This is a genomic window from Oceaniglobus indicus (genome assembly GCF_002751875.1).
GTDB classification, from domain to species: Bacteria; Pseudomonadota; Alphaproteobacteria; order Rhodobacterales; family Rhodobacteraceae; genus Oceaniglobus; species Oceaniglobus indicus.
The window spans coordinates 106,682-129,354 of the sequence record NZ_NMZM01000006.1 but is presented as its reverse complement, the minus strand read 5'-3'; the positions used below and the strand labels follow the sequence as shown (position 1 = coordinate 129,354).

The window sequence follows — 22,673 nt, the reverse complement described above, 5'->3', positions numbered from 1 at the left end:
CGACGCGACATGCTACTGCGACTCGGCGCGTTTTCCGTGACCTTCGCCGCCTTCGGATCCACCGGATGGGCGCAAACCCCGCCCACCGGTGCCGAGGGCCCGATGAACGGGCCGGGCAACCCGCTGGCGGCGCCCTGGGCGGCGTGGAAGGCGGCGTATCTGGACGAAAGCGGCCGGGTGATCGACGCCCTGCAACAGGGCGCCAGTCATTCGGAAAGCCAGGGCTATGGCCTGTATCTGGCGGCGCTGTTCGGCGATGATGCGGCGTTCGACGCGATCTATGGCTGGACCGAAACCAACCTGGCGATCCGCTCGGACGCGCTTCTGGCGTGGCGCTGGCTGCCCGGGGTGACCGGCGCGGTGCCCGACCGCAACAACGCCAGCGACGGCGACCTGTTCTATGCCTGGGCGCTGGTGACGCGCGGACAGCGGGACGGCGATGCGGCGCTGATGGACCGCGCCCGCGCCATCGCCAACGACCTGGTGGCGGCCTGCGTGACGGAATCGCCCGATGGGTCGGGGCGCCTGGTGCTGAAGCCGGCGGCGCAGGGATTCGAGCGTGACGGCGGCATCGTGATCAACCCGTCCTATTACATGCCCCGTGCCATGCGTGACGTGGCCCGTGCCACCGGGGCGCGCGCGCTTGCGACCTGTGCGGCGGACGGTGCGGCGATCATGGCGGCCCTGGCGCGCGAGGGCCTGGTGCCCGACTGGGTCGAGATCACGCCCGATGGCATGAAAATCCCCGACGACCGCGAGGAACGCAACGGATACGAGGCACTGCGCGTCGCCCTGTTCCTGATCTGGTCGGGCGAATCGGATCACCCCGCCGTCACGATGCAGGCGCGCGCCTATCGCCGCGCGACGGCCACGCGCCCGTCGACGTCGGACAGCGCGCCCTATGCCACCGTGTTCGACCCGCGCAACGGCGATGTGATCGAGGCCAGTCACCATGTCGGATACAGCGCGGTGGCCGCCCTGGCCGAATGTGCCGCCTCGGACGTGCCGGGATCGGCCATTCCGTTTTACCGCACCCGCGACCAGGCCTATTACCCTGCAACCCTTCACCTCATGGCGTTGATCGCCCAGATCACCGCCACACCGGAATGTGTGCCGATATGAACTGTTCTTTCTCGTTTCTCCGCCCGCTTGCATGCGCGTCCCTGATCGTGGGGGCGCTGTCCGCATCGTCAATGGCCCATGCGCAATCGGCGCCGGGCAACGAAGACCTGCGGGCGCTGCGGTTCTATGTGCAGCAGAATGAAACCAGCGCCATCAACGCCGAGATCCGCCGCCTCCAGACCGAGTTTCCGGGCTGGACACCGCCGCAGGATCTGAGCGACCTGCGCACCATCGCCACCGAGCCGACCGACGAGATCGCCGAGATCTACATGCGTCTGGGGCGGGGCGACATCGAAGGCATGCGCCGGGTGCTGCAACGCACCAGGGCGCGCTATCCCGACTGGCAGATGCCCGCCGACATGGCGCGCCAGATCGAACTGGCGGAAGGGCAGGCCGCGTTCGATGCGGCCGTCGATACGCGCGACGTGTCGGCGGCGGCAAGGGCGGGCAAGCAGGTTCCCGAACTGTTCCGCTGTGACCGCGTCAACAACGCCTGGAGCCTGGCCGAACTGGAAGCGGCCGCGGGGCGATCGGCACGCGCGCTGGCCACCTATGAACAGATCGTCAAGACCTGCACCAACCAGTCCGAAATCGTCGCCACCATCGAAAAGGCCGAGGCGGTGACCTCCGACGCTGAACTGACCCGTCTGACGCAGACCGCCGCGCGGCGCTTCCCGGCCAGCGCATCGACCTTCGAGCAGTTGAACCAGCGGCTTCTGGCCGGTCGCGGCCGCGGTGCCGCGCGCACGGCTACCGCCGCCATGCCGGCCCCCGTGCGACAGGCGGCCCCCGCAAGACAGCCCGAGCCGCCCCGCGCCGCGGCGCAACCCGCCCCGGCGGCGCCGATGGCGGCACCCGTCCGCCACGCCGAACCCTCGCCGTTGCAACTGCCGAACAGCGGTGACGGCCGCGTGGCGCGCACCCGTGCGGCCAAGGAAGCCGGCAACTTTGTCCAATGCCTGGCGGCATCCGCCCGGCCCCGATCGCTGGACCTTGCCTATGAACGGGCGTGGTGCGCCTACAACATGGACCGTCCGCTTGAGGCGATGGGGTATTTCACCGCCGCTGCCGAAGGCGGGCTTGGCGCCGATGTGACCCGCGATGCACGGTTCGGCCTCGCGCTGACGTTGCTGAACCGCAACATGACGAACGATGCCGCACAGATTGCGGCGGCGACCAACCTGACCACCAAGCAACGCAAGGAGGTCGAGATCATCATCCTCGATCAGCGCGGCGTGGCGGCCTATGAGCGCAAGGAGTTTCCGGCGGCCATCCGTTATCTCGACGCGCTCGAGCAGTTGCAGGGCGGGTTGCGCCGGGACCTGGCCGTGATGCGCGCCTATGCCTATCTGAACAGCGGCAAGCGCGAAGAGGCCCGCGCGCAATTCCGCGCGTTGAACGACGCGCTCGAGACGCCCGAAACCCGCGCCGGGCTGCGGGCGGCCAGCTGACCGGCGCGGTGCGCCCTGCCTGACAGCAACGTGCCGTCGGGCAGGGGGGCGCCGCTTGGGCGGGGCCGATGGCGCCCCGGTTGCCGCTTGCTATGCCGGCTTGGTGGCGGCGGCGTCCGGCGTCAACAGATCGCCAAGCGCCCGACGGGCGCGTGTCGCATCCGCCAAGGTGTATTTGTCCAGCGTCGCGAAAAACGCCTCGCCCGCTTCCTGAAGGGGGGTGCGCAACCCGCAGGCGGGCAGGATCAGGCAGGACTTGTCGTCGCCAAAGCACTCGACCACAGGGCTTTCCTGTTTCAGGGCGCGCACCACCGCGCCGATGGTGATCTCGCTGGCCGGCCGGGCCAGGGTCAGCCCGCCTGCGCGCCCGCGTTCGGACCTGACAAAGCCTTCACGCCCCAGGCGGGTGGCGATCTTGGACAGGTGGTTTTCCGAGACGCCGAAAATCGCCGCGATCTCCGAGGTTGGCACGCGCGCGGGATCGCGCACCGCCAGTGTCGTCAGGATGCGCAGGGCATAATCTGTGAACTTGTCGAGTTGCATGGGCGGATAATTATCATTTACAATGCGTAATTAAAAGCGATAGATAATGCGCACCCGGAATACTTATTAAGGAGAGGCGCGATGACAGTTTCAGAAGCGATCCTGTGGCCCGGAACCAAGGTGTGCGAGCGTCTGGGCGTTGACCCCGAGGGCGAAGCCGGCATGCTTCGGTGGCTGGTCAACACGCTTGTCTATCTGGTGGTGAGCCTGGCCGTCGTGTGGATCGTCGCCGTATGACGATGCCGCCGCGAATCCCCGTCACCGAGGAACAGATCGATCGCGTGGTGGCGCGGTTCTATCAGGCCGCGCGGACCGATCCCGTTCTGGGCCCGGTGTTTGCCGCCCATGTGCATGACTGGCCCGCCCACGAGGAAAAGATCGGCCGGTTCTGGCGCAATGCCCTGTTGCTTCAGCGGACATATGACGGCAATCCGATGCAGGTCCACAAGGCGGCGGGCAACGTGGAGGTCGGGCATTTCCCCGTCTGGCTGGGCCTGTTCGACACGGTGCTGGAACGTGAACTTCCGGCACCGCTGGCCCAGGGCTGGTCGGCGCTGGCCCACCGGATCGCCCGCGGCCTGAGCTTCGGACTGGAGCCGCAAGGCGCCCTGGGCGGCGTCCCGCGATTGGGCGGCTGAGCGGACCGCCGGTTGGACGACAGGCGCGACATGTGCGACCCATCCCCAGAACAACATTTTCGATCCGGCGCGCCCGGCATGAAGGAGACATGAAATGGCGACAAGCACGGCAGAACAGATGCGCGCCTGGCGTGGTCCGGCGATTCTGACCTATGGTTTCCGGCCGTTCTTTCTGGGCGGCGCAACCTGGGCGGCGCTGGCGATGGCGGGCTGGGTTTCGGTTCTGGCGGGGGCGCTGGAACTGCCGACGGCGTTCGATCCGGTGTCGTGGCATGCCCACGAATTCCTGTTCGGCACGCTGGGCGCGATCATCGCTGGCTTTCTTCTGACGGCGGTGCCCAACTGGACCGGGCGGTTGCCGGTGACGGGGTGGGCGCTCGGCGGCCTGGCGGTGCTGTGGCTGGCCGGGCGGCTGGCCATTGCCGTGTCGGCCGATCTTCCCGCTGGTCTGGCCGCGGGTATCGACCTGCTGTTCCCGGTTGTCCTGGGCGCCGTGATCCTGCGTGAAATCGTCGTCGGCAAGAACTGGCGCAACCTGCCGGTGCTGGGGCTTCTGGCGGTGTTCACCCTGGCCAACGCCCTGTTTCACATCGACGCCGCCGGTGGTCACGTCGCGGCGGAAGGGATCGGCGTGCGCCTGGGCCTGGGCGCGGTGATCATGATGATCAGCCTGATCGGCGGGCGGATCGTGCCCTCGTTCACGCGCAACTGGCTGGTCACGCAGAAACACGCCGCGCGCCCCGCCCCGCCGATGCAGCGGTTCGACAAGGCGGTGATGCTGTTCAGCATTGCGGCGCTGGTTCTCTGGGTCGGGGTGCCGTCGCATCCTTTGACCGGTGTCGCCCTGGTCGTCATGGGGCTGTTGCAGGCGGCGCGGCTGGCGCGGTGGTGCGGCTGGCACGTCCGCAGCGAACCCCTGGTCTGGGTGCTGCATGTTGCCTATGCCTTCATTGCCCTGGGCGCGCTGGCCCTCGGCATCGCGATCCTGGCGCCCGACACCTTCGGCGCCGCCGCGGCGCAACATCTTTGGATGGCGGGTGCGGTCGGCATGATGACCCTGGCGGTGATGACGCGCGCGACGCTGGGCCACACCGGACGCGCCCTGACGGCGGGGCCGGGAACGGTGGCGCTCTATGTGATGATGATCCTGTCGGTCCTGGCGCGGATCTGCACGAATGCGCTGCCGCAACTGCCGATGCTCGAACTGGCGGCACTGCTGTGGATCGGGGCGTTCGGCGGCTATGCGGTGCTGTATGGCCCGCTTCTGCTGCGCGCCAAGCCGAACAAGTCGTGACCGGCTGGGGCGGTTTCGCGCTGGCGGTGGCGGTGTTCTTCGTCACCCACAGCGTCCCGGTGCGCCCGCCCGTCAAGGCGCGCCTGGTCGCGGTTCTGGGGCGACGGGGGTTCACCCTGGCCTATTCCGCGCTGTCGCTGGCGGCACTGACATGGGTGATCGTGGCGGCGGGCCGTGCCCCCTATGTGGCGCTGTGGGACCGGGCGCCCTGGCAGACCTGGGTGCCGCTGATCGCGATGGCCCTGGCGTGCGGCCTGATCTGTTTCGCTATCGCGCGGCCCAATCCGCTGTCCTTTGGCGGGGTCCGCAACGACAGGTTCGATCCCTCGCATCCGGGGATCGTGCGGTGGGTGCGCCATCCGCTACTGGTGGCGATGGCCCTGTGGGCGCTTGCGCACCTGGTGGTCAACGGCGATCTGGCGCATGTGATCCTGTTCGGCATCTTCGCGGCGTTCGCCCTTCTGGGACGGCTCATCGTCGACCGTCGCAACATCCGCGAGATGGGCGCGGCCCGGCACGCCGCCCTGTGCGCGGCGATCAAGGCGGGCCCGGTCATTCCGCAGCCGACCTCCTGGACCGGTGCGGCGGTGCGGGGAGCGGTCGCCGTGGCGCTCTATGTCGGGCTTTTGTGGGCGCATCCCGTGGTGATCGGGGTTTCGCCGCTGGCCTTCTAGCGGGGGGCGGCGTATCCCGGAGCCGCTGGCGGGACCGGGTTCGACCAGCGCCGCGCCGGGCGACAGCGCAGAAAGGCGCAACGCCCGGGCCCGAGCATCGGATCGGACCCGCGCGGTGGCGTGATCAAGGCCGGTCGTCGGAAAAACGGCCAAGGCCCTACCTTCAGGTCTGAAAAGAAACGACAATTGGGGTCGGAATGCCGTTTTCCAGCCGTTATCAGAAGACGAACATCGAATGGGTCGGATCATGCATAAACTCGATGAAAGCCTGCTGAGCCATCTTCCACCCTTCGAAGGGCTGGATCGCGGCCAGCTTCGTGAAATTCTTGATCGCGCGGGATCGCACAGGTTCGACCAGGGCGAGACGGTCTTTCACGAGGGCGAACACGCCGAACGTTTCTTTCTGCTGCTCGACGGCTATGTCCGCGTGGTGCGGATCACGTCGGAAGGCGAACACGTCATCGTGCTGCATATCCCGCCCGGTCAGTTGTTCGGCATCGCCTCGGCGTTCGGCCACAAGAAATATCCCGCCAGCACGGTGACCGCCGTGGAAAGCATCGCGCTGTCATGGCCCATGCGGCTGTGGTCCGAGTTCGCGGCGCAATACGACGGTTTCTCGGTCGAAACCTATCGCACCATCGGCAAGCGGATGACCGAAATGCACGACCGCATGGTGGAACTGGCGACACAGCAGGTGGAACAGCGCGTCGCCAACGCGCTGTTGCGTCTGATCACCCAGACCGGGCGCAAGACGGCGGAGGGGATCGAGGTCGACTTTCCGATCACCCGTCAGGATCTTTCCGAGATGACCGGCTCGACGTTGCACACCGTGTCGCGCCTGCTGAGTGCCTGGGAAAAGCAGGGCATCGTCGAAAGTCGCCGCCGCCACATCGTGGTCGCCCGGCCACACCAACTGGTCATCCTGGCCGAGGCGGCCACCCAGCGCCGATAGCGGTTTCCAGCTCGCAACAAAATGCGGTGCGATCGAGGAAATATTCGCTGCACGCGTCGTCGATCAGGTGAAACGGCCCGAACCTGCAACCGACGCACATCATGCGGTGACGCAGGAAAACGGCGATGGTCTGTGGCCATCTGTTCATGATCTCGGACAAGGTGAGCGTGGTGATTTCCAATCCGTCGTGGGTCATCATGCGGTCCTCCCGGCCGACAGCGCGAGCGTTTCACATCCAATCGGTCGAAACATTGTTCTTACGCAAACTTGCGACGATTGGTCCTGTCTAGGGTGCCGGGAACTGCAACCGGAAAAGGGGGGCCCGTGCATGGCCGAATTCCTGACCAAGTCGCGGGCACGCAATATCTTTTACGGCGGATCGATCTTCTTCGTCGTCATATTCATTGCTCTGACCGTGCACAGCCATCGCTATATCGTGACGACCTCGACGGCGGGCATGCCCCTGAGCGAGGCCGTCGCCCACGGCAAGGAAGTGTGGGAGCGCAATTCCTGCATCAACTGTCATACGCTGCATGGCGAAGGGGCGTATTTCGCCCCCGAACTGGGCAACGTGATGACCCGCTGGGGTGTCATGGACGACCCCGAGGGCGCCTATGAGATCCTCGACGCCTGGATCGAGGCACAGCCCAGCGGCATCGAAGGCCGCCGCCAGATGCCATATTTCGAACTGAGCGAAGAGGACAAGCGCGGCCTGGCCGAGTTCCTCCGCTGGGCCGATCAGACCGACACCCAGGGCTGGCCGCCCAATGATGCAGGCTAAGGAGTCAAGCATATGAAATATCAATCACAACAGGTGGCCTACGCCTATTTTGTCGCCGCCATGGCGTTGTTCGCCGTGCAGGTGCTGGGCGGGCTGACCATCGGCTGGGTCTATGTCCAGCCGAACTTCCTGGCCGAGATCTTTCCGTTCCACATCATCCGCATGGTCCATACCAACGCGTTGATCGTCTGGCTGCTGCTGGGGTTCTTCGGCGCGGCCTATTACATGGTCCCCGAAGAGGCCGAGCGCGAGATCTGGTCGACCAAGCTGGCCTATCTGCAACTGGCGATCATGATCATCGGCACCCTGGGCGCCGTCATCGGCTATGGCTTCAAGGTTCACGGCGGACGGGAATTCCTGGAACAGCCCCTGTGGGTCAGGTTCGGCATCCTTGTCGCGGCCGTGATCTTCCTGATCAACATCTCGATGACCGTGCTGGCCGGCCGCAAGACCGCGATCACCGGCGTGCTGCTGATGGGGCTGTGGCTGCTGTCGCTGCTCTGGATCTTCTCGTTCATCAACCCCGACAACCTGTCGCTGGACAAGATGTACTGGTGGTTCATCGTGCACCTCTGGGTCGAGGGCACATGGGAACTGGTGATGGCGTCGATCCTGGCCTTCCTGCTGCTCAAGCTGACGGGGGTCGACCGCGAGGTGATCGAGAAGTGGCTCTATGTCATCGTCGCCACGGCGCTGTTCACCGGCATCCTCGGCACCGGGCACCACTTCTTCTGGATCGGGTTGCCGGGTTATTGGCAATGGATCGGGTCGATCTTCGGGGCGCTGGAAATCGTGCCGTTCTTCCTCATGATGTCGTTCGCCTTCGTCATGGTCTGGAAGGGCCGGCGCAACCACCCCAACAAGGCGGCGCTGCTGTGGTCGCTGGGTTCGGCCACCATCGCCTTTTTCGGCGCCGGGGTCTGGGGCGTGCTGCACAACATGCACGGCGTGAACTTCTATTCCCACGGCACCCAGATCACCGCGGCCCACGGCCACCTTGCGTTCTATGGCGCCTATGTCGCGATCAACCTGGCGATCATCACCTATGCGATGCCGCTGCTGCGCCGCCGCGAGCCCTATAACCAGGTTCTGAACATGGCGTCGTTCTGGCTGATGACCGGCGGCATGGCGTTCATGACGTTCACGCTGACCTTTGCCGGTGTGATCCAGACGCACATGCAGCGGGTGCTGGGGTATTACTACATGGAGGTTCAGGACGAACTTGTCCTGTTCTACGTGATGCGCTTCATCGCCGGATCGTCGGTGGTTCTGGGTGCGCTGCTGTTCATCTATTCGATCATGGTGGTGCGCAAGCGCGAGATCATCGATGCCGGCCCCGCCAACCCGGCCCCGACGACATCCGAAACCGTAGCGGGAGAATGACGATGAATGCCCATGCAGGAACGCCGGCCTTGCCCTTCTACGCGGCAACAGGCAACGAGTGCGCCCTGTTCGATGCGGCACATGCCAACGGTCTGCCCCTTCTTCTGAAGGGGCCGACCGGCTGCGGCAAGACCCGGTTCGTCGAACACATGGCGGCCCAGACGGGCCGGCCGCTTTATACCGTCGCCTGCCATGACGACCTGTCGGCGGCCGACCTGATCGGACGCTACCTTCTGCGTGGTGGCGAAACCGAATGGGTCGATGGCCCGCTGACCCGCGCCGTGCGCGAAGGCGCGATCTGTTACCTCGACGAGGTGGTCGAGGCCAGAAAGGACGTCACCGTCGTGTTGCACCCGTTGACCGACAACCGCCGCACGCTGATGATCGACCGCACCGGCGAGGAACTGTACGCGCCGCCCGGATTCATGCTGATCGCCAGTTATAATCCCGGCTATCAGAACGTCATGAAGCGGATGAAGCCCTCGACCCGGCAACGGTTCCTGGCGATCACCTTCGACTTTCCCGATCCGGAAACCGAAATCCGCGTGGTGGCGCAGGAAAGCGGGCTGGAAGCCGGGCGCGTCGCACCCCTGGTCCGTCTGGGCGGGCACATCCGGAACCTCTCGGGGATGGACCTTGAAGAAGGTGTCTCGACCCGTCTGCTGATCTATGCCGCGACCTTGATGGCCGGTGGCATGGGCGTGGAAAAGGCGCTGGAAGCGGCGGTGATCGAACCGCTGAGCGACGATCCCGACATCCAGACCGCCCTGCGCGATCTGGTCACCACGATCTACGGTTGATGATATGGCACTGCGTCCCCTCGATCTGCTTGACCCGGAAGAGGCCGTCGGCAACGTCTGGCACGATTACGTGGTCCGGATCGGGGCGGCGACGTCGTATCCCGACGAAGCGGCGGAACTGTCCGCGATCCGCCCCAGCCTGACCATGATGTTCCGCGCCCTCGGCGGTGCCGCCGGCGTGGAAATGACCGAAGCCGCGGCCACCGTCGCCCGCCACCGCCGCCCCCATATCCGCAAGCTGGCGACGGAACGCGACAAGGTGTTCCTGCCGTCGTTCGATGGCGAACGCCTGCGCCTGCCGCCCCACATCGATTTCTTTCCCACCCATGCGCTGAATCGCCAGGCCTATTTCTGGCTGACGGCGCTGGCGGCCCTGTGCGACGACGCCACATGCGCCGCCGGCCAGTTGACCGGCCCGGCGCGGGATCTGGCGATGATCCGCGCCAATGCCGCGATCGGTGCGCAGGTCCGCGCGCAGTGTGTCGGCCTGCGCGACCCCCATGACACCATGGCCGCGCATATCATCGCCACCCGCCCCGGTGTTCAGCGCCCCGCGTGCGAGGCGACGATCGAGGCGGCGGTGTGCGACACGCTGAACGGTGGCACCGCACCCGAGCTTTCCGACACGGCGGCGCCCCGCGGCTTCATGCCCTTCGCGCCGGTGCCGATCTGGCTGGACTTCGCCGAGGCCGGGCGCGGCGACGCCCCCGACGACCAGGCCGATGACCAGTCCGAGATTCCCGCCGGCGCAACCATGACCAAGCGCAAGCTGGGCCTGCGCGAGGACCGCGATCAGGCGAACCGCAAGGACAGTTTCATCCTGCACCGGTTCGAGGCGATCCTGTCCTGGGTCGAATCGATGAACCTGAACCGGTCGATTCACGATGACGACGAGGAAAACGCCCAGAAGGCGGCCGAGGATCAGGACAACATCACCCTGTCCAAGAACGACAAGAAGGCCGCAACCCGGCTGCGCCTGCACCTTGACCTGTCGCCGGCGGACGCGGACCACGAGCGCCTGTCCGACACCTATACCTATCCCGAATGGAACCACCGCGCGCGCAGCTACATGCCCGACCATTGCCGCGTGCTCGAGGCCGAGGCCGAGCCGGATCCGGCAAACGCCTTCGTGCCCGACGCCCGCCGCATGGAGGAAGTGCGCCGCCAGTTCGAGGTGCTGCGCCCCCGCCGCATCCTGCAACCGCGCCAGATCGATGGCAACGAGCTGGACCTCGACGCCGCCATCGCCGCGCGCATCGACCTGCTGGCGACCGGGCGTTGCGACGACCGGGTGTTCCAGTCGTCACGCCAGACCCAGCGCGATCTGACGGTGGCCTTCCTGATCGACACGTCGCGGTCGACGGAATCCGCCGTGGGCGATACCTGCGTCATCGACGTGGCGCGCGATGCGCTGGCCGCGCTGGCCGGCGGCATCGACGCGGCGGGTGACAGGTTGGGTATCTGGGGGTTCTCGTCGTTGCGCAACGACCGGGTGTTCCTGACCCGCTGCAAGCGGTTCGACCAGAAGATGGGCCGTGATGTGATCGACAATATCTGCGCGCTGAAGCCCGGCCATTATACGCGCCTCGGTGCCGCGATCCGTCACGTCAGCGCGCAACTGGCCGAAGAATCCGCGGCGAAGAAGCTGTTGATCGTCCTGACCGACGGCAAGCCCAACGATCTGGATCACTACGAAGGCATCCACGGCATCGAGGACAGCCACATGGCCGTGGCCGAGGCGCGGCGCGCGGGCCAGGCCGTCCACGGCATCGTCGTCGACGAAGACGGCCAGGACTGGTTCGCGCGGATCTTCGGGCGCGGCGGTTTCCACCTTCTGACCCGTCCCGACCGTCTGACCCGCGTGCTGCCCGACATATATCGCACCCTCACACAGGAGAGCTGACATGAACCGCATCGTATTGGCCATCGCCACCCTCTGCCCCACACTGGCCTTTGCCGCGCCGTTCCAGCGCCCGATCCCGCAGCCACAGTCGGCCACGGCGGAATGGTGGTTCTTTGCCGCCTCGGTCGGGCTTCTGGTTGCGCTGCTGGCCGTGCATCTGCTGGTGCGCCGCCGATGACAGCGCCCCGTCCCCGATCCGGCTGGGGCGTGGGGAAACTGACCCTGGTCCTGTATCCGTTCGGCGCTGGCGCCGTCTGGATCAACCTGTTCATGGCCGGGCTGTTCGCGCCGCTGGTCGGGCTGCCCACCCTGTCACCGATGTGGGCGCTGGTGGGCGGCATCATCCTGGGCGTGCCGGCGACATGGCTTTTCGCGCGCCATATCCGCAACCTGATGGACCGCGCCGATTCCGATCTGTCAGGCACCTGACCGCCGACCGGTCAGCCACGAATGAAAACGGCCGGCGACTGACACCGGCCGTCTTGCGTCACATTCCCGCGATCGGCGCTGTCAGAGCGCGGCCAGCATCGCCTCGCCGCCCGAAACCTCGCAGGTGCCGGGCGAGTCCTCGAGGTGCAGCACCTTCACGACACCGTCCTCGACCAGCATGGCATAACGCGCCGACCGTTCGACGAAGCCGGCCGGCGGGCGGCTGAAGTTCATGCCGAGCGCGGTGGTGAATGCGCTTTCGGCGTCGGCAAGCATGGTAATGCCCGCCTCGGTCGCGCCGGTCGATTCGCCCCAAGCCTTCATCACGAACGGATCGTTGACCGAGATGCAGATCACCTCGTCCACGCCCTTGTCCTTCAGCCCGTCCATCACGCGCATGAAGCTGGGCACATGGGCGGTGGTGCAGACGCCGGTGAACGCGCCCGGCACGGCGAAGATCACCACCTTGCGGCCCGTCATCTTGTCCGACAGGTTCACGCTTTCCGGCCCATCGGCCCCCATCTGCAACAGGTGCGCGCCGGGCAGTTTGTCGCCTTCCTTGATCGCCATGAAATGTCCTTTCGCTGGATTGTATGTCGTGCATGCCTGCATATAGGGTTCGGGCGCGACAGCAAGGCAGCGCAGCGGGCGGGAAACACCATGGATCACATCATCGTCATCGGTGGCGGGCAGGCGGGATCTTCCCTGGTCGCCAGGCTGCGGGCGCTGGGCTTTTCCGGGCGCATTTCCCTGATCTGCGACGAAGCGGTGCCGCCCTATCAACGCCCGCCGTTGTCCAAGGCCTATCTGCTGGGCGAGATGGAGCAGGCGCGCCTGTATCTGCGGCCCGAAACCTTCTATGCCGACCACGATATCGATCTGCGGCTGGGCCAGACGGTGGCGGCCATCGATCCCGCGACCAGGACCGTGACCCTGGGCGATGAAACGCTGACCTATGACCAGCTTGCACTGACCACGGGATCGACGCCGCGCCGCCTGCCGGCGGCCATCGGTGGCGATCTGGCCGGAGTTTACGGCGTGCGGACCCTGACGGATGTCGACGGCATGGTTCCGGCCTTTGCACCGGGTGCGCGGGCCGTCATCGTCGGCGGCGGCTATATTGGCCTCGAGGCGGCGGCGGTGGCGCGCAAGCTGGGCCTCGACGTCACATTGATCGAGGCCGCGCCCCGGATACTGCAACGGGTCGCCGCCCCCGAGACTTCGGATTATTTCCGCGCGCTGCACCGCGCCCAGGGTGTCGATATCCGCGAAGCCTCGGCGCTCGACCGGTTGCTGGGCGAAGACCACGTCACCGGTGCGCGGCTGGGCGACGGCACGGTGATCCCGGCGGATTTCGCCATCGTCGGCGTCGGCATCGTGCCCAATGACGGGCTGGCGCGGGCGGCAGGGCTGGACGTGGACAACGGCATCGTGGTCGACAGCCACGGGCGCACGTCGGATCCGGCGATCTGGTCGGCGGGCGATTGCACCGTCTTTCCCCACCGCGGCGCGCAGATCCGGCTGGAATCGGTGCAGAACGCCATCGACCAGGCCGAGGCTGTCGCCGCCAACATGCTGGGCGCGGATACGCCCTATGCCCCGCATCCCTGGTTCTGGTCCGACCAATACGATGTGAAGTTGCAGATCGCCGGGCTGAACAGCGGATACGACCGCGTCGTGGTGCGCCCCGGCGACGGCGCGACGGTCAGCCATTGGTATTATGCCGGCGATACCCTGCTGGCGGTGGATGCGATGAACGATCCGCGCGGCTTCATGGTGGCCAAGCGGCTGATCGAGGCCGGCAAATCCCCCGCGCCCAGCGTTGTCGAGGATCCGGCAACCGACCTGAAGGCCCTGTTGCGCGCATGAGGATCATCGGCGGGCGGATGCGCGGCACCCACCTGACCCCGGTGGGCGAAGGCGACGCCGCGGCCCATCTGCGCCCGACCACCGACCGGGTGCGCGAAAGCCTGTTCAACCTGCTGGTCAACGGCGGCTATGGCGCCCCCCTGCACGAGGCCCGCGTGCTGGACCTGTTCGCGGGCACCGGCGCGCTGGGGCTCGAGGCGCTGTCGCGCGGTGCGACCCATGTGACGTTCGTGGAAAACGGGCGCGCGGGACAGCGGTTGATCGCGGCGAACATTGCGAAATGCCGCGCGCAGGACGCGACGGCGATCCTGAAACGCGACGCCACCCGGCTTGGTCCCAACCCCGGCGCGCCGTTCGACGTGGTGCTGATGGATCCACCCTATGGCACGGCGCTGGGCGCTGCGGCGCTGGCCTCGGCGCTGGACGGTGGCTGGATCGCCGCCGGCGGGCTGGTGGTGTGGGAGGATGCGACGGCCCCCGTTCCGCCCCCGGGGCTGGTATCGCGCGATCGGCGCAGGTATGGCTCATCGGTCATCACCATCCTGGAAAGGGGCGCCAATGTCTGACGTTCAATTCGATCTCGTGATCTTCGACTGTGACGGGGTGCTGGTCGACAGTGAACCGGTCACCACCCGCATCCTGATGGAAAACCTCGCCCGCCACGGATTGTACCTGAGCGAAGACCAGGTGGACCAGATGTTCACCGGCGGCACCATCGCGGGTGCAGGCGAAACCGTGCGCGCCAGGGGAATCGACCTGCCCGGCGACTGGCTGGAAAGCATCTATGCCGATATCTACGACGCCCTGCGCGCCGGGGTGCCCGTGCTGGACGGGGTGACCGAATTTCTCGATGCGCTGGACGCGGCCGGCGTGGGGTATGCCGTCGGATCGAACGGCAGCGAGGAAAAGATGCAGATCACGCTGGGCCAGTCGGGTCTGATCGAACGGTTCGCCGGCCGGATCTATTCCGCCCACACCTATGGCGTGGCCAAGCCTGATCCGGCGCTGTATCAGCGCGCGGCGTCCGACGCCGGGGTGCCGCCGGGGCGCTGCGCGGTGATCGACGACAGCCCGGCGGGCTGCACCGCGGGGGTGCGGGCCGGGATGCTGACGCTGGGGTTGGCGGAACGCACCGACCCCGCGCGCCTGGCGGCTGTCGGGGCGGAACCGGTCGACGGCATCCGCGCCGCGGCGGCCCGCCTGGGGTTCGCCATTTGATACCGCTGCCGGCGCGCGCGAAGGATCAGAACGTCTGGAAGAACTTGCCGGCGGGCGACAGGGTGAAGATCTCGCAGCCGTCCGCCGTGACCCCGATCGAATGTTCGTATTGCGCCGACAGCGATTTGTCGCGGGTGATCGCGGTCCAGTCGTCGGACAGAACCTTGATGTCATATCGGCCCAGGTTGATCATCGGCTCGATCGTGAAGAACATGCCTTCCTCCAGAACCGCCTCAGTTCCCGGCCGGCCATAGTGCAGAACGTTGGGCGGCGCGTGGAAGACCCGGCCCAGACCGTGACCGCAGAACGCCTCGACCACCGACATCTTGTGACCTTCGGCATAGGTCTGGATCGCATGGCCGATGTCGCCGAAGGTGTTGCCGGGTTTCACCGCCTCGATTCCCTTCATAAGGGCGTCGTGGGTGACCTGCATCAGGCGCAGCGCAAAGGGCTTCGGGGTGCCCGCCACATACATCCGGCTGGAATCGCCGTACCAGCCATCTACGATCACGGTGACGTCGATGTTCAGGATGTCGCCGTCCATCAACGTGTCGTCGACGCGCCGCGCCTTGTCGTTGGCCCATTTGCGGATCTTGTCGCCGGGAATCCCGTGGCAGACGACATGGTTCACGCTGATGCAGCTGGCGTGCTTGTATCCCTTGTATCCGATGGTGGCCGATGTCGCGCCGGCCTCTTCGATCCAGCGGGTGATCAGGCGGTCCAGCTCGCCGGTGGTCTGGCCGACGGTCACATGGGCGGCAATGTCATCCAGGATACGGGCCGCCAGCGCTCCGGCGGCATGCATTCCCGCGAAATCGCCGCGTTCATAGATGCGGATGCCGTCTTTCGTCAGGCGGCCACGGTTTGTTTCGTCCACGTCAGACCCTCGCGATTTGATGGCAGGTTGCATAGGGCAATCCGCCCGGATGTTCCAGCCCCGCAACATGGGGTGCCGCGGCTTAGCGCACCACGGGCAGCGCCGCGCCCAAGCTGACCCCGCAGGTGTCGATCACGGTGTCATGGCATATCATCTCGACCCCGGCATCGGCGGCCTGTTCGAAGGCCCGGGCGTATCCGGGATCCAGATCCGCCGCCATCCGCAGACGCGCGCAATCGGTCCGCTGCACCAGATACAGCATCACGGCGCGGTGGCCCTGTTCCACCATCCCGACCAGTTCGCGCAAGTGTTTGGCCCCGCGTTCGGTGACGCAATCGGGAAACTCGGCCCAATCTTCGGTGCGCCGCAGATGCACGTTCTTCACCTCGACATAGGCGTCGGGCAACCCGTCGCCGCGCAGCAGGAAATCCACCCGGCTGCGGGTGCCATAGGCGACTTCGGGGCGCACGGTGTCATAGGCGGCCAGTTCCGGCACCGCCCGGGCGCGCAGCGCTTCGCCAACAACACGGTTCGGCACGGCGGTGTCGATGCCCGCCCAATGCCCGCCGCCCAGATCGACCAGCCGCCAGCCATACCGCAGCTTGCGCCTTGGATCGTCGTTCGGCTCGACCCAGACGCGCATCCCCGGATCCTTCAGCCCCAGCATCGCGCCGGGATTGGGGCAATGGGCGCGCACCGTTTCGCCGTTGTCCAGCGTCACTTCGCACAGGAACCGGTTCCAGCGTCGCACAAGGCGACCGGGCAGCAGGGGGGAGGCGAACTTCATGCGCGGTCCCTATCAGACCGGCACATGGTGGAAAAGTCGTCGTGCATCTGGTCCGGTCGCGCGATCCGGCCTAGATCTGGGGCGCAACAACCAGGAAAGCCGCGCCATGCCGAATCCCACCGCTGCCATGCTCGTCATCGGGGACGAGATCCTGTCGGGCCGCACCCGCGACGCCAACATGCACCATCTGGCGGCCGAGCTGACGCGCCACGGGATCGCCCTGTCCGAAGTGCGCATTGTGTCGGACCAGCGCGACGCCATCGTCGCGGCGGTCAAAGCGCTGAGCGACGGCTTCGATCACGTATTCACTTCGGGCGGGATCGGGCCGACCCATGACGACATCACCGCCGATTGCATCGCCGCCGCCTTTGGCGTGTCCATCGACGTGCGCGACGATGCCCGCGAGTTGCTGGCGGCACATTACGACCGGCAGGGATCGGCGCTGAACGAGGCCCGCCTGCGCATGGCGCGTATTCCCGAGGGGGCGACCCTGATCGAAAACCCGGTGTCCATCGCGCCGGGCTTCACGATCAACAACGTGCACGTCATGGCCGGCGTGCCGAACGTGTTCCAGGCCATGGTCGCCACCGTCCTGCCGACCCTGACCGGTGGCGCACCGTTGCAAAGCCAGACCTTGCGCGTGGACCGCGGCGAAGGCGACGTGGCCGGGCCCCTGGGCCGGCTGGCCGAAGAATACCCCGAATTGTCCATGGGTTCCTATCCGTTCCAGCGCAACGGCGCCTATGGCACCAACGTCGTGATCCGGGGCAGCGATGGACCGATGGTCAGTGAAGCGATGGCGAAACTGGTGGCATTGTTTCCCGGCACCCCCGCATGACACCGACCCCCGACGCGCTGTTCACGGCGATGGAGGCGACGTGGCCGCCCGCGCGCCGGATCGCGCTGAACCCTTTCGTTCTGCGCGACGGACAGGGGGGTGGTCAGCGGGTGTCGGCGGCCACCGCCGATGGCCCGGTCGGTCCGGGCGATATCGATGCGGCGGCCATGGCCATGCGCGCCATGGGGCAGGCGGCGCTGTTCCGGCTGGACGAGGCGGGCGGTGACCTGGACGCGCAACTGGCCGATGCCGGATACCGCATGGCCGATCCGACCTTGGCGCGTTGCTGCCCGATTGCGCGCCTGTGTGATGCGCCATTGCCGCCGGTCTCGGGCTTCACGATCTGGCAGCCGTTGCAGATCATGCGCGACATCTGGGCCGAGGCCGGCATCGGGCCCGCACGCCTGGCCGTGATGGCGCGCGCGCCGGGTCCGAAGACCGCGCTTCTGGGCCGCACCGACGACAAGCCGTCGGGCGTGGGCTTCGTCGCCCTGCACGACGGCATCGCGATGGTGCATGCGCTGGAAGTGCGCGCCGCCTTTCGGCGTCGCGGCACGGCCGGCCACCTGATGCGCCACGCCGCGCGTTGGGCCGACACGCAGGGCGCCCATACCATGGCCGTGCTGGTGACCGAGGCGAACACCGGCGCCAGCGCATTCTATGAAACGCTTGGGATGGATGTGCACGCGCGCTACCATTACCGCATCAAGGGAGATGAAACATGACCGACACCGACCGACCGACCGCGCTGGACCTGCCGCAGGTCGATCCGCTGCCCGCCGACAAGCAGAAGTATTTCGACATTTGCCAGGAAAAGCTGGGAATGGTGCCGAATGTGTTGCGGTCTTACGCCTTCGACATGGCCAAGTTCGATGCATTCACGGCGATGTACAACGACCTGATGCTGGGCGACAGCAACCTGACCAAGCTTGAGCGCGAGATGATCGCGGTGGTTGTTTCATCCATAAACCGTTGTTTCTATTGCCTTGCGGCCCATGGTGCGGCGGTTCGCCAGTTGTCGGGCGATCCGATCCTGGGGGAACAGATCGTGTTGAACTGGCGTGTGGCCAAGCTGGACGCACGCCAGGCAGCGATGCTGGGCTTTGCCGCAAAATTGACAGAATCATGCCATACTGTCGTGGATGCGGATCGGCAGGCGCTGCGCGACGCAGGGTTTTCCGACCGCGATATCTGGGACATCGCATCGGTCGCGGCGTTCTTCAACATGAGCAATCGCGTTGCCAGCGCAACGGACATGAAACCAAACCCGGAGTATCACGCTTCATACCGATGATGATACGAACCGCCATAACCGCGTCGGCCCTTGCCATTGTCCCGCTTGCGAGTGGGGCCCTGACGCTTGACCTTCCGGCGCAGGGGCGGGTCACGGTCGATGCGGTCGTCGCGGGCGACCGGACACGGCTTCCGGTGTCGCCCTTCGCCAACGGCACGGTCGAGACGCGCGCCTTCACCGGCCAGATCCGCCGCACGGCGTGGAAGCTGTCGTCGCAGGGTCTGACCACGTTCCAGATTCTCGATCCGTTGCGTGCCCAGCTGACCGCAAACGGATACGACGTGGTTTTCGATTGTGCCGACCGCACCTGCGGCGGGTTCGACTTCCGCTTTGCCACCGATGTGGTGCCGGCGCCGGCCATGTATGTCGATCTGGGCGATTTCCGCTATCTTCTGGCCGAGCGTGGGAAGGACGACGCCATTGCCCTGATGGTCAGCCGCGCCCCCGGTGCCGGCTTCGTCCAGATGACCGAGGTGACGCCGCAAGACAGCGAAGCCGTGCGTGTGGTCACATCAAGCAAGTCGATGGATCCGCTTGCGACGGTGGCCGAGGGCGATCTTGCCGATGCCTTGCGCAACACGGGCGCGGCGCCGCTGGATGACCTGTTGTTCGATACCGGGTCGTCGGACCTGTCGGACGGCGATTTCACGTCGCTGCGGGATCTGGCGGATTACCTGCGCGATACGCCGGCGACGGTGGTGACACTGGTGGGCCATACCGACGACGAAGGCGGCCTGGCCGGCAACATCGCCCTGTCCAAGCGGCGCGCGCAATCCGTACGCCAAAGGCTGATCCGCGATTATGAGGTTCCGGCCGATCGCCTGCGCGCCGAAGGTGTGGGGTTTTTGGCCCCCCGGGCCGCGAACACATCGGACGAGGGGCGATTGGCGAACCGGCGGGTCGAGGCGATCGTGACGCGCTGATCTACCAGGTGTCCGGACCCTTGTCGGAAAACGAATGGGCCAGGAAGTCGATGAACGCGCGCACCTTGGGCTGGGTGAACCGGCCCGGCGGATAGACGGCATAAATGCCTTGGGTTTCCATTGGCAGGTCGGGAATCGCCTCTTCGACCAACCCCTTTGCCATCGACTCGGCATAGAGGAACGAAGGCAGATAGGCGATGCCGAGACCCGAGATCGCGGCGTTCAACAGGCTTTGGCCATCGTTGACGGAAAGCCAGCCGGCGGTGCGCACCTGACGTTTTTCGCCCGATGGCGCGGTCAGTTTCCAGACGGCGCCGTTTGACTGGCTGGAATAATGCAGCAGCTTGTGCTCGTTCAGATCGTCGATCTTCAAGGGCCGGCCGTAGCGCTGGAAATACGCGGGCGCGCCGATCATGCGCTTGTTGGTTTCGGTCAGCTTGCGCGCGCGCAGGGTGCTGTCTTCCAGCTCGCCGATCCGCACGGCCATGTCGAAGCCTTCCGAGATCAGTTCGACGAATCGGTTGTTCAGCACCATGTTGACCGTGATGTCGGGAAATTCGGACAGGAATTCGCCCAGGATCGGCGACAGGTGATTGACGCCGAAATCGGTGGCAACGCTGATGCGCAGCAACCCCGAGGGTGCCGATTGCATGGCGGTCACCAGTGAATCCGCCTCACCTGCGTCGTTCAGCACGCGGCGCGCGCGATCGTAATAGGCCAGGCCGATTTCCGTCGGGCTGACCCGTCGGGTCGTGCGGTTCAGCAGTCGCGCGCCCAGACGCGCCTCGAGCGACGAGACATGTTTGGACACCGCGGATTTGGAAATGCCCATCTTCTTGGCCGCATCGGTGAAACCGCCCTGGTCCACCACGGTCGCGAAGGCCTCCATCTCGGTCAGTCTGTCCATCTTCGTCCTCGATTCCGTTGGCCGCTAGAACCCGAGTGATCGCAGGCAATTCAGGCAGGAATGCGGAGAGGCGAAGACAATAAGGGGGTCAGGCCGTAATCGTGAAGGGATTGGAAACGCCCCGCGGCCAGACGGCGGGGCGTTTCCGAACGCTTATTGCAGGTGCGCGCACTCGGGCACCGGCGTTTCGACCGTGCCATCCTTCAGGAAGGAGGACAGGTTCTGGCAGACCAGATCGCCCATGGCCTGCCGGGTCTCGTGCGTGGCGCTGGCCACGTGGGGCAGCAGGGTGACGTTGTCGAGGTCATAGAGTTCGGACGGAACCTTGGGTTCCTCGCGGAACACGTCCAGACCGGCCCAGCCCAGGCGCCCGTCGCTGAGCGCCTTCACCATCTCCTCCTCGTCCACGACCGTGCCGCGGGCGACGTTGATCAGGGTGCCTTGCGGTCCCAGCGCCTCGATCACCTGCTTGTTCACCAGCTTGTCGGTGGCGGCGCCACCGGGTGTGATGACGATCAAGTAATCGCTGTCCTCGGCCATCTTCACCAGGTCGGGATAGTATTCGTAATCGACCCCGTCCTTCTTGTTGCGTGAATGATAGACGACCCTGGCGTTGAACGCCGCCAGCTTTTCGGCGATCGTTTCGCCGATCCGGCCCAGCCCGACGATGCCGTAGGTCTTGCCTTCCGGTGATCGGGTCAGGGGCGTGTTGCCCTCTTTCTCCCACCGTCCGGCGCGCACGTAGGCATCGTTGAATACCAGATCGCGCGAGGCCGCCAGCATGAGCAGGATGGCGGTGTTGGCCACGTCGTCGTTCAGAACGTTCGGCGTGTGGGCCACCAGGATGCCGCGTTCGACACAGGCGTCGGTGTCGACGCCGTCGTATCCCACGCCATAGCAGCTGACGACCTTGAGGTTGGGCAGCCCCGCCATGATCTCGGGCTTCACACCCGCATGACCGTTGGTGGCGACGGCTATGATGCCCTCACCGTTCTCGGCCAGCCAAGCCTGCAGATCGTCGATCTCGGCCAGCTTGTGCACCGTGAATTCGGCGTCGAAACGGTCCAGCATCCGCTGGGTCGCGTCGCCGATAAGAAGAAGTCCGGGTTTCATCGCGGGGCCTTTCGCTCAAGCGTCCATCTTCACGGACTGTTTCTGTTCACCCAGCTTTTCGATCGACAGGGTGATGGTATCGCCCGCCTTCAGATAGACCGGGTTCGGCTTCATGCCCATGCCCACGCCCGGAGGTGTGCCGGTCGAGATCACGTCGCCCGGATGCAGGGTGAACATGCTGGACAGGTGCGCGATGATCTTGGCGACCGTGTGCACCATGGTGTCGGTGTTGCCGGTCTGCATCCGCTTGCCGTTCACGTCCAGCCACATGCCCAGGCTCTGGGGGTCGCCCACCTCGTCGCGGGTGACGAGCCACGGACCGGTCGGCCCGAAGGTGTCACAGCTTTTGCCCTTGGTCCACTGACCCGACAGCTTGTTCTGGAACGACCGTTCGGACACGTCGTTGATCACGCAGTAGCCGGCGACGTAGTCCAGCGCGTCGGCTTCGCTGACGTATTTCGCCGCCTTGCCGATGACGACGCCCAGTTCGACTTCCCAATCCGAGGTTTCGGAATTGCGCGGGATCGAGATGTCGTCGTTCGGGCCGACGACGGCGCTGGTGGCCTTCATGAACAGCACCGGATGCTCGGGCACTTCCAGGCCGGATTCGGCGGCGTGATCGGAATAGTTCAGCCCGATGCACATGAATTTGCCGATGCTGCCGACACAGGGGCCGAAACGCGGGTTGCCTTCGACAACCGGCAGGTCGTTCACATCCAGCGCGCGCAGCTTTTCCAGCCCGGCGTCGGACAGGGTATCACCGGCGATGTCGGACACATGGGCCGACAGGTCGCGGATCTTGCCATCGGCGTCGATCATGCCCGGCTTTTCGGCACCGGCTTCGCCATAACGGACGAGTTTCATTCACATTTCTCCT

Annotated in this window: 28 protein-coding genes; 20 read left to right on the top strand and 8 right to left on the bottom strand. The window is 65.9% G+C overall.

Annotated elements, in window-relative coordinates; genetic code table 11:
- Window positions 1–9: 9 nt before the first annotated feature.
- Both CFP68_RS11115 and CFP68_RS11110 read left to right on the top strand, forming a co-directional pair.
- A complete protein-coding gene (locus tag CFP68_RS11115; protein ID WP_241524049.1) occupies window positions 10–1,122 on the top strand; it encodes a family 8 glycosyl hydrolase in 1,113 nt (370 codons plus the stop codon).
- A gap of 71 nt (window positions 1,123–1,193) precedes the next feature.
- Window positions 1,194–2,573, top strand: a complete 1,380-nt coding sequence (locus tag CFP68_RS11110) for an outer membrane protein assembly factor BamD (protein ID WP_145953432.1) — start codon at window positions 1,194–1,196, stop codon at window positions 2,571–2,573.
- 90 nt (window positions 2,574–2,663) lie between these two features.
- Here the strand turns inward: CFP68_RS11110 and CFP68_RS11105 are convergent, their stop codons facing one another.
- A complete protein-coding gene (locus CFP68_RS11105; RefSeq protein ID WP_099826993.1) occupies window positions 2,664–3,116 on the bottom strand; it encodes an RrF2 family transcriptional regulator in 453 nt (150 codons plus the stop codon).
- Window positions 3,117–3,197: 81 nt separating this feature from the next.
- Here CFP68_RS11105 and CFP68_RS18215 point away from each other — a divergent pair, with 81 nt between their 5' ends.
- The 5 genes from CFP68_RS18215 (at window position 3,198) to CFP68_RS11085 (ending at window position 6,674) form a co-directional block, all read left to right on the top strand.
- Window positions 3,198–3,353: a hypothetical protein gene (locus tag CFP68_RS18215; protein ID WP_169961471.1), complete on the top strand. Its 156-nt coding sequence runs from the start codon at window positions 3,198–3,200 to the stop codon at window positions 3,351–3,353.
- The gene (locus CFP68_RS11100) at window positions 3,350–3,754 is read left to right on the top strand and encodes a group III truncated hemoglobin (protein WP_099826992.1); all 405 of its coding nucleotides are present in this window, start codon (window positions 3,350–3,352) and stop codon (window positions 3,752–3,754) included. The genes CFP68_RS18215 and CFP68_RS11100 overlap by 4 nt, the downstream gene beginning before the upstream one ends.
- A 94-nt stretch (window positions 3,755–3,848) precedes the next feature.
- A complete protein-coding gene (locus tag CFP68_RS11095) occupies window positions 3,849–5,048 on the top strand; it encodes an NnrS family protein (RefSeq protein ID WP_099826991.1) in 1,200 nt (399 codons plus the stop codon).
- Window positions 5,045–5,722, top strand: coding sequence for an NnrU family protein (locus tag CFP68_RS11090; RefSeq protein ID WP_099826990.1), 678 nt, complete (start codon window positions 5,045–5,047; stop codon window positions 5,720–5,722). Before CFP68_RS11095 ends, CFP68_RS11090 begins: the two co-directional genes overlap by 4 nt.
- Before the next feature lie 247 nt (window positions 5,723–5,969).
- Complete coding sequence (locus tag CFP68_RS11085; protein WP_099827122.1) at window positions 5,970–6,674, top strand: Crp/Fnr family transcriptional regulator; 705 nt, start codon at window positions 5,970–5,972, stop codon at window positions 6,672–6,674.
- On the opposite strand, the gene CFP68_RS11080 is transcribed toward CFP68_RS11085, so the two are convergent.
- Window positions 6,640–6,873 carry a hypothetical protein gene (locus CFP68_RS11080; RefSeq protein ID WP_241524048.1) on the bottom strand — a complete coding sequence of 78 codons (234 nt, stop codon included), beginning with the start codon at window positions 6,871–6,873 and terminating at the stop codon, window positions 6,640–6,642. The two genes, CFP68_RS11085 and CFP68_RS11080, sit on opposite strands and share 35 nt — an antisense overlap.
- Window positions 6,874–7,002: 129 nt before the next feature.
- Between CFP68_RS11080 and CFP68_RS11075 the strand changes: the two genes are divergently transcribed.
- From CFP68_RS11075 to CFP68_RS11055, 6 genes are read left to right on the top strand one after another with little or no spacing between them, the layout of a single operon-like run.
- A complete protein-coding gene (locus CFP68_RS11075) occupies window positions 7,003–7,455 on the top strand; it encodes a c-type cytochrome (protein ID WP_099826989.1) in 453 nt (150 codons plus the stop codon).
- 12 nt (window positions 7,456–7,467) lie between these two features.
- Window positions 7,468–8,838, top strand: a complete 1,371-nt coding sequence (locus tag CFP68_RS11070; RefSeq protein WP_099826988.1) for a cbb3-type cytochrome c oxidase subunit I — start codon at window positions 7,468–7,470, stop codon at window positions 8,836–8,838.
- 2 nt (window positions 8,839–8,840) lie between these two features.
- Window positions 8,841–9,638 (top strand): CbbQ/NirQ/NorQ/GpvN family protein, encoded by a 798-nt coding sequence (locus CFP68_RS11065; RefSeq protein ID WP_099827121.1) that lies wholly within the window; start codon window positions 8,841–8,843, stop codon window positions 9,636–9,638.
- A gap of 4 nt (window positions 9,639–9,642) precedes the next feature.
- Window positions 9,643–11,541, top strand: coding sequence for a nitric oxide reductase activation protein NorD (locus CFP68_RS11060; protein WP_099826987.1), 1,899 nt, complete (start codon window positions 9,643–9,645; stop codon window positions 11,539–11,541).
- Window position 11,542: 1 nt separating this feature from the next.
- A complete protein-coding gene (locus tag CFP68_RS18210) occupies window positions 11,543–11,719 on the top strand; it encodes a hypothetical protein (RefSeq protein ID WP_169961470.1) in 177 nt (58 codons plus the stop codon).
- Complete coding sequence (locus tag CFP68_RS11055; protein ID WP_099826986.1) at window positions 11,716–11,970, top strand: DUF1129 domain-containing protein; 255 nt, start codon at window positions 11,716–11,718, stop codon at window positions 11,968–11,970. Before CFP68_RS18210 ends, CFP68_RS11055 begins: the two co-directional genes overlap by 4 nt.
- A gap of 81 nt (window positions 11,971–12,051) precedes the next feature.
- Here CFP68_RS11055 and CFP68_RS11050 read toward each other — a convergent pair whose 3' ends face one another.
- Complete coding sequence (locus CFP68_RS11050; protein ID WP_099826985.1) at window positions 12,052–12,540, bottom strand: peroxiredoxin; 489 nt, start codon at window positions 12,538–12,540, stop codon at window positions 12,052–12,054.
- A 90-nt stretch (window positions 12,541–12,630) separates the two neighbouring features.
- On the opposite strand from CFP68_RS11050, the gene CFP68_RS11045 reads away from it, so the two are divergent.
- From CFP68_RS11045 to CFP68_RS11035, 3 genes are read left to right on the top strand one after another with little or no spacing between them, the layout of a single operon-like run.
- Complete coding sequence (locus CFP68_RS11045) at window positions 12,631–13,839, top strand: NAD(P)/FAD-dependent oxidoreductase (RefSeq protein ID WP_099827120.1); 1,209 nt, start codon at window positions 12,631–12,633, stop codon at window positions 13,837–13,839.
- Window positions 13,836–14,405: a 16S rRNA (guanine(966)-N(2))-methyltransferase RsmD gene (gene rsmD / locus CFP68_RS11040; RefSeq protein WP_099826984.1), complete on the top strand. Its 570-nt coding sequence runs from the start codon at window positions 13,836–13,838 to the stop codon at window positions 14,403–14,405. The genes CFP68_RS11045 and rsmD overlap by 4 nt, the downstream gene beginning before the upstream one ends.
- Window positions 14,398–15,057: an HAD family hydrolase gene (locus CFP68_RS11035; protein WP_099826983.1), complete on the top strand. Its 660-nt coding sequence runs from the start codon at window positions 14,398–14,400 to the stop codon at window positions 15,055–15,057. Before rsmD ends, CFP68_RS11035 begins: the two co-directional genes overlap by 8 nt.
- 25 nt (window positions 15,058–15,082) lie before the next feature.
- Here CFP68_RS11035 and map read toward each other — a convergent pair whose 3' ends face one another.
- Together map and sfsA are read right to left on the bottom strand one after the other, a co-directional pair.
- Window positions 15,083–15,967: a type I methionyl aminopeptidase gene (gene map, locus CFP68_RS11030; protein WP_099826982.1), complete on the bottom strand. Its 885-nt coding sequence runs from the start codon at window positions 15,965–15,967 to the stop codon at window positions 15,083–15,085.
- A 49-nt stretch (window positions 15,968–16,016) separates the two neighbouring features.
- Window positions 16,017–16,721 carry a DNA/RNA nuclease SfsA gene (gene sfsA, locus CFP68_RS11025; protein WP_099826981.1) on the bottom strand — a complete coding sequence of 235 codons (705 nt, stop codon included), beginning with the start codon at window positions 16,719–16,721 and terminating at the stop codon, window positions 16,017–16,019.
- A gap of 106 nt (window positions 16,722–16,827) precedes the next feature.
- Between sfsA and CFP68_RS11020 the strand changes: the two genes are divergently transcribed.
- Genes CFP68_RS11020 through CFP68_RS11005 form a run of 4 tightly spaced genes read left to right on the top strand, consistent with a single transcriptional unit; the run spans window position 16,828 to window position 19,776 of the window.
- Window positions 16,828–17,559: a competence/damage-inducible protein A gene (locus CFP68_RS11020; RefSeq protein ID WP_099826980.1), complete on the top strand. Its 732-nt coding sequence runs from the start codon at window positions 16,828–16,830 to the stop codon at window positions 17,557–17,559.
- Window positions 17,556–18,284 carry a GNAT family N-acetyltransferase gene (locus CFP68_RS11015; protein ID WP_099826979.1) on the top strand — a complete coding sequence of 243 codons (729 nt, stop codon included), beginning with the start codon at window positions 17,556–17,558 and terminating at the stop codon, window positions 18,282–18,284. The genes CFP68_RS11020 and CFP68_RS11015 overlap by 4 nt, the downstream gene beginning before the upstream one ends.
- Window positions 18,281–18,853 carry a peroxidase-related enzyme gene (locus CFP68_RS11010; protein WP_099826978.1) on the top strand — a complete coding sequence of 191 codons (573 nt, stop codon included), beginning with the start codon at window positions 18,281–18,283 and terminating at the stop codon, window positions 18,851–18,853. Before CFP68_RS11015 ends, CFP68_RS11010 begins: the two co-directional genes overlap by 4 nt.
- Window positions 18,850–19,776, top strand: coding sequence for an OmpA family protein (locus CFP68_RS11005; protein WP_099826977.1), 927 nt, complete (start codon window positions 18,850–18,852; stop codon window positions 19,774–19,776). Before CFP68_RS11010 ends, CFP68_RS11005 begins: the two co-directional genes overlap by 4 nt.
- Window position 19,777: 1 nt before the next feature.
- Here CFP68_RS11005 and CFP68_RS11000 read toward each other — a convergent pair whose 3' ends face one another.
- The 3 genes from CFP68_RS11000 to CFP68_RS10990 all read right to left on the bottom strand — a co-directional run bounded on the left by CFP68_RS11000 (window position 19,778) and on the right by CFP68_RS10990 (window position 22,660).
- Window positions 19,778–20,683 (bottom strand): LysR family transcriptional regulator, encoded by a 906-nt coding sequence (locus CFP68_RS11000; RefSeq protein WP_099826976.1) that lies wholly within the window; start codon window positions 20,681–20,683, stop codon window positions 19,778–19,780.
- Between the two features lie 153 nt (window positions 20,684–20,836).
- On the bottom strand, window positions 20,837–21,796 hold the full coding sequence (locus tag CFP68_RS10995) for a 2-hydroxyacid dehydrogenase (protein WP_206601911.1): 960 nt from the start codon (window positions 21,794–21,796) through the stop codon (window positions 20,837–20,839).
- 15 nt (window positions 21,797–21,811) lie between these two features.
- Window positions 21,812–22,660, bottom strand: a complete 849-nt coding sequence (locus CFP68_RS10990; protein WP_099826975.1) for a fumarylacetoacetate hydrolase family protein — start codon at window positions 22,658–22,660, stop codon at window positions 21,812–21,814.
- Between the last annotated feature and the right edge of the window lie 13 nt (window positions 22,661–22,673).

Coding starts and splice junctions, on each gene's coding strand:
- CFP68_RS11115 (WP_241524049.1), top strand. CDS start 10: ATGCTACTGCGACTCGGCGCGTTTTCCGTGACCTTCGCCGCCTTCGGA.
- CFP68_RS11110 (WP_145953432.1), top strand. CDS start 1,194: ATGGCCCATGCGCAATCGGCGCCGGGCAACGAAGACCTGCGGGCGCTG.
- CFP68_RS11105 (WP_099826993.1), bottom strand. CDS start 3,116: ATGCAACTCGACAAGTTCACAGATTATGCCCTGCGCATCCTGACGACA.
- CFP68_RS18215 (WP_169961471.1), top strand. CDS start 3,198: ATGACAGTTTCAGAAGCGATCCTGTGGCCCGGAACCAAGGTGTGCGAG.
- CFP68_RS11100 (WP_099826992.1), top strand. CDS start 3,350: ATGACGATGCCGCCGCGAATCCCCGTCACCGAGGAACAGATCGATCGC.
- CFP68_RS11095 (WP_099826991.1), top strand. CDS start 3,849: ATGGCGACAAGCACGGCAGAACAGATGCGCGCCTGGCGTGGTCCGGCG.
- CFP68_RS11085 (WP_099827122.1), top strand. CDS start 5,970: ATGCATAAACTCGATGAAAGCCTGCTGAGCCATCTTCCACCCTTCGAA.
- CFP68_RS11080 (WP_241524048.1), bottom strand. CDS start 6,873: ATGATGACCCACGACGGATTGGAAATCACCACGCTCACCTTGTCCGAG.
- CFP68_RS11075 (WP_099826989.1), top strand. CDS start 7,003: ATGGCCGAATTCCTGACCAAGTCGCGGGCACGCAATATCTTTTACGGC.
- CFP68_RS11070 (WP_099826988.1), top strand. CDS start 7,468: ATGAAATATCAATCACAACAGGTGGCCTACGCCTATTTTGTCGCCGCC.
- CFP68_RS11065 (WP_099827121.1), top strand. CDS start 8,841: ATGAATGCCCATGCAGGAACGCCGGCCTTGCCCTTCTACGCGGCAACA.
- CFP68_RS11060 (WP_099826987.1), top strand. CDS start 9,643: ATGGCACTGCGTCCCCTCGATCTGCTTGACCCGGAAGAGGCCGTCGGC.
- CFP68_RS18210 (WP_169961470.1), top strand. CDS start 11,543: ATGAACCGCATCGTATTGGCCATCGCCACCCTCTGCCCCACACTGGCC.
- CFP68_RS11055 (WP_099826986.1), top strand. CDS start 11,716: ATGACAGCGCCCCGTCCCCGATCCGGCTGGGGCGTGGGGAAACTGACC.
- CFP68_RS11050 (WP_099826985.1), bottom strand. CDS start 12,540: ATGGCGATCAAGGAAGGCGACAAACTGCCCGGCGCGCACCTGTTGCAG.
- CFP68_RS11045 (WP_099827120.1), top strand. CDS start 12,631: ATGGATCACATCATCGTCATCGGTGGCGGGCAGGCGGGATCTTCCCTG.
- rsmD (WP_099826984.1), top strand. CDS start 13,836: ATGAGGATCATCGGCGGGCGGATGCGCGGCACCCACCTGACCCCGGTG.
- CFP68_RS11035 (WP_099826983.1), top strand. CDS start 14,398: ATGTCTGACGTTCAATTCGATCTCGTGATCTTCGACTGTGACGGGGTG.
- map (WP_099826982.1), bottom strand. CDS start 15,967: ATGCAACCTGCCATCAAATCGCGAGGGTCTGACGTGGACGAAACAAAC.
- sfsA (WP_099826981.1), bottom strand. CDS start 16,721: ATGAAGTTCGCCTCCCCCCTGCTGCCCGGTCGCCTTGTGCGACGCTGG.
- CFP68_RS11020 (WP_099826980.1), top strand. CDS start 16,828: ATGCCGAATCCCACCGCTGCCATGCTCGTCATCGGGGACGAGATCCTG.
- CFP68_RS11015 (WP_099826979.1), top strand. CDS start 17,556: ATGACACCGACCCCCGACGCGCTGTTCACGGCGATGGAGGCGACGTGG.
- CFP68_RS11010 (WP_099826978.1), top strand. CDS start 18,281: ATGACCGACACCGACCGACCGACCGCGCTGGACCTGCCGCAGGTCGAT.
- CFP68_RS11005 (WP_099826977.1), top strand. CDS start 18,850: ATGATGATACGAACCGCCATAACCGCGTCGGCCCTTGCCATTGTCCCG.
- CFP68_RS11000 (WP_099826976.1), bottom strand. CDS start 20,683: ATGGACAGACTGACCGAGATGGAGGCCTTCGCGACCGTGGTGGACCAG.
- CFP68_RS10995 (WP_206601911.1), bottom strand. CDS start 21,796: ATGAAACCCGGACTTCTTCTTATCGGCGACGCGACCCAGCGGATGCTG.
- CFP68_RS10990 (WP_099826975.1), bottom strand. CDS start 22,660: ATGAAACTCGTCCGTTATGGCGAAGCCGGTGCCGAAAAGCCGGGCATG.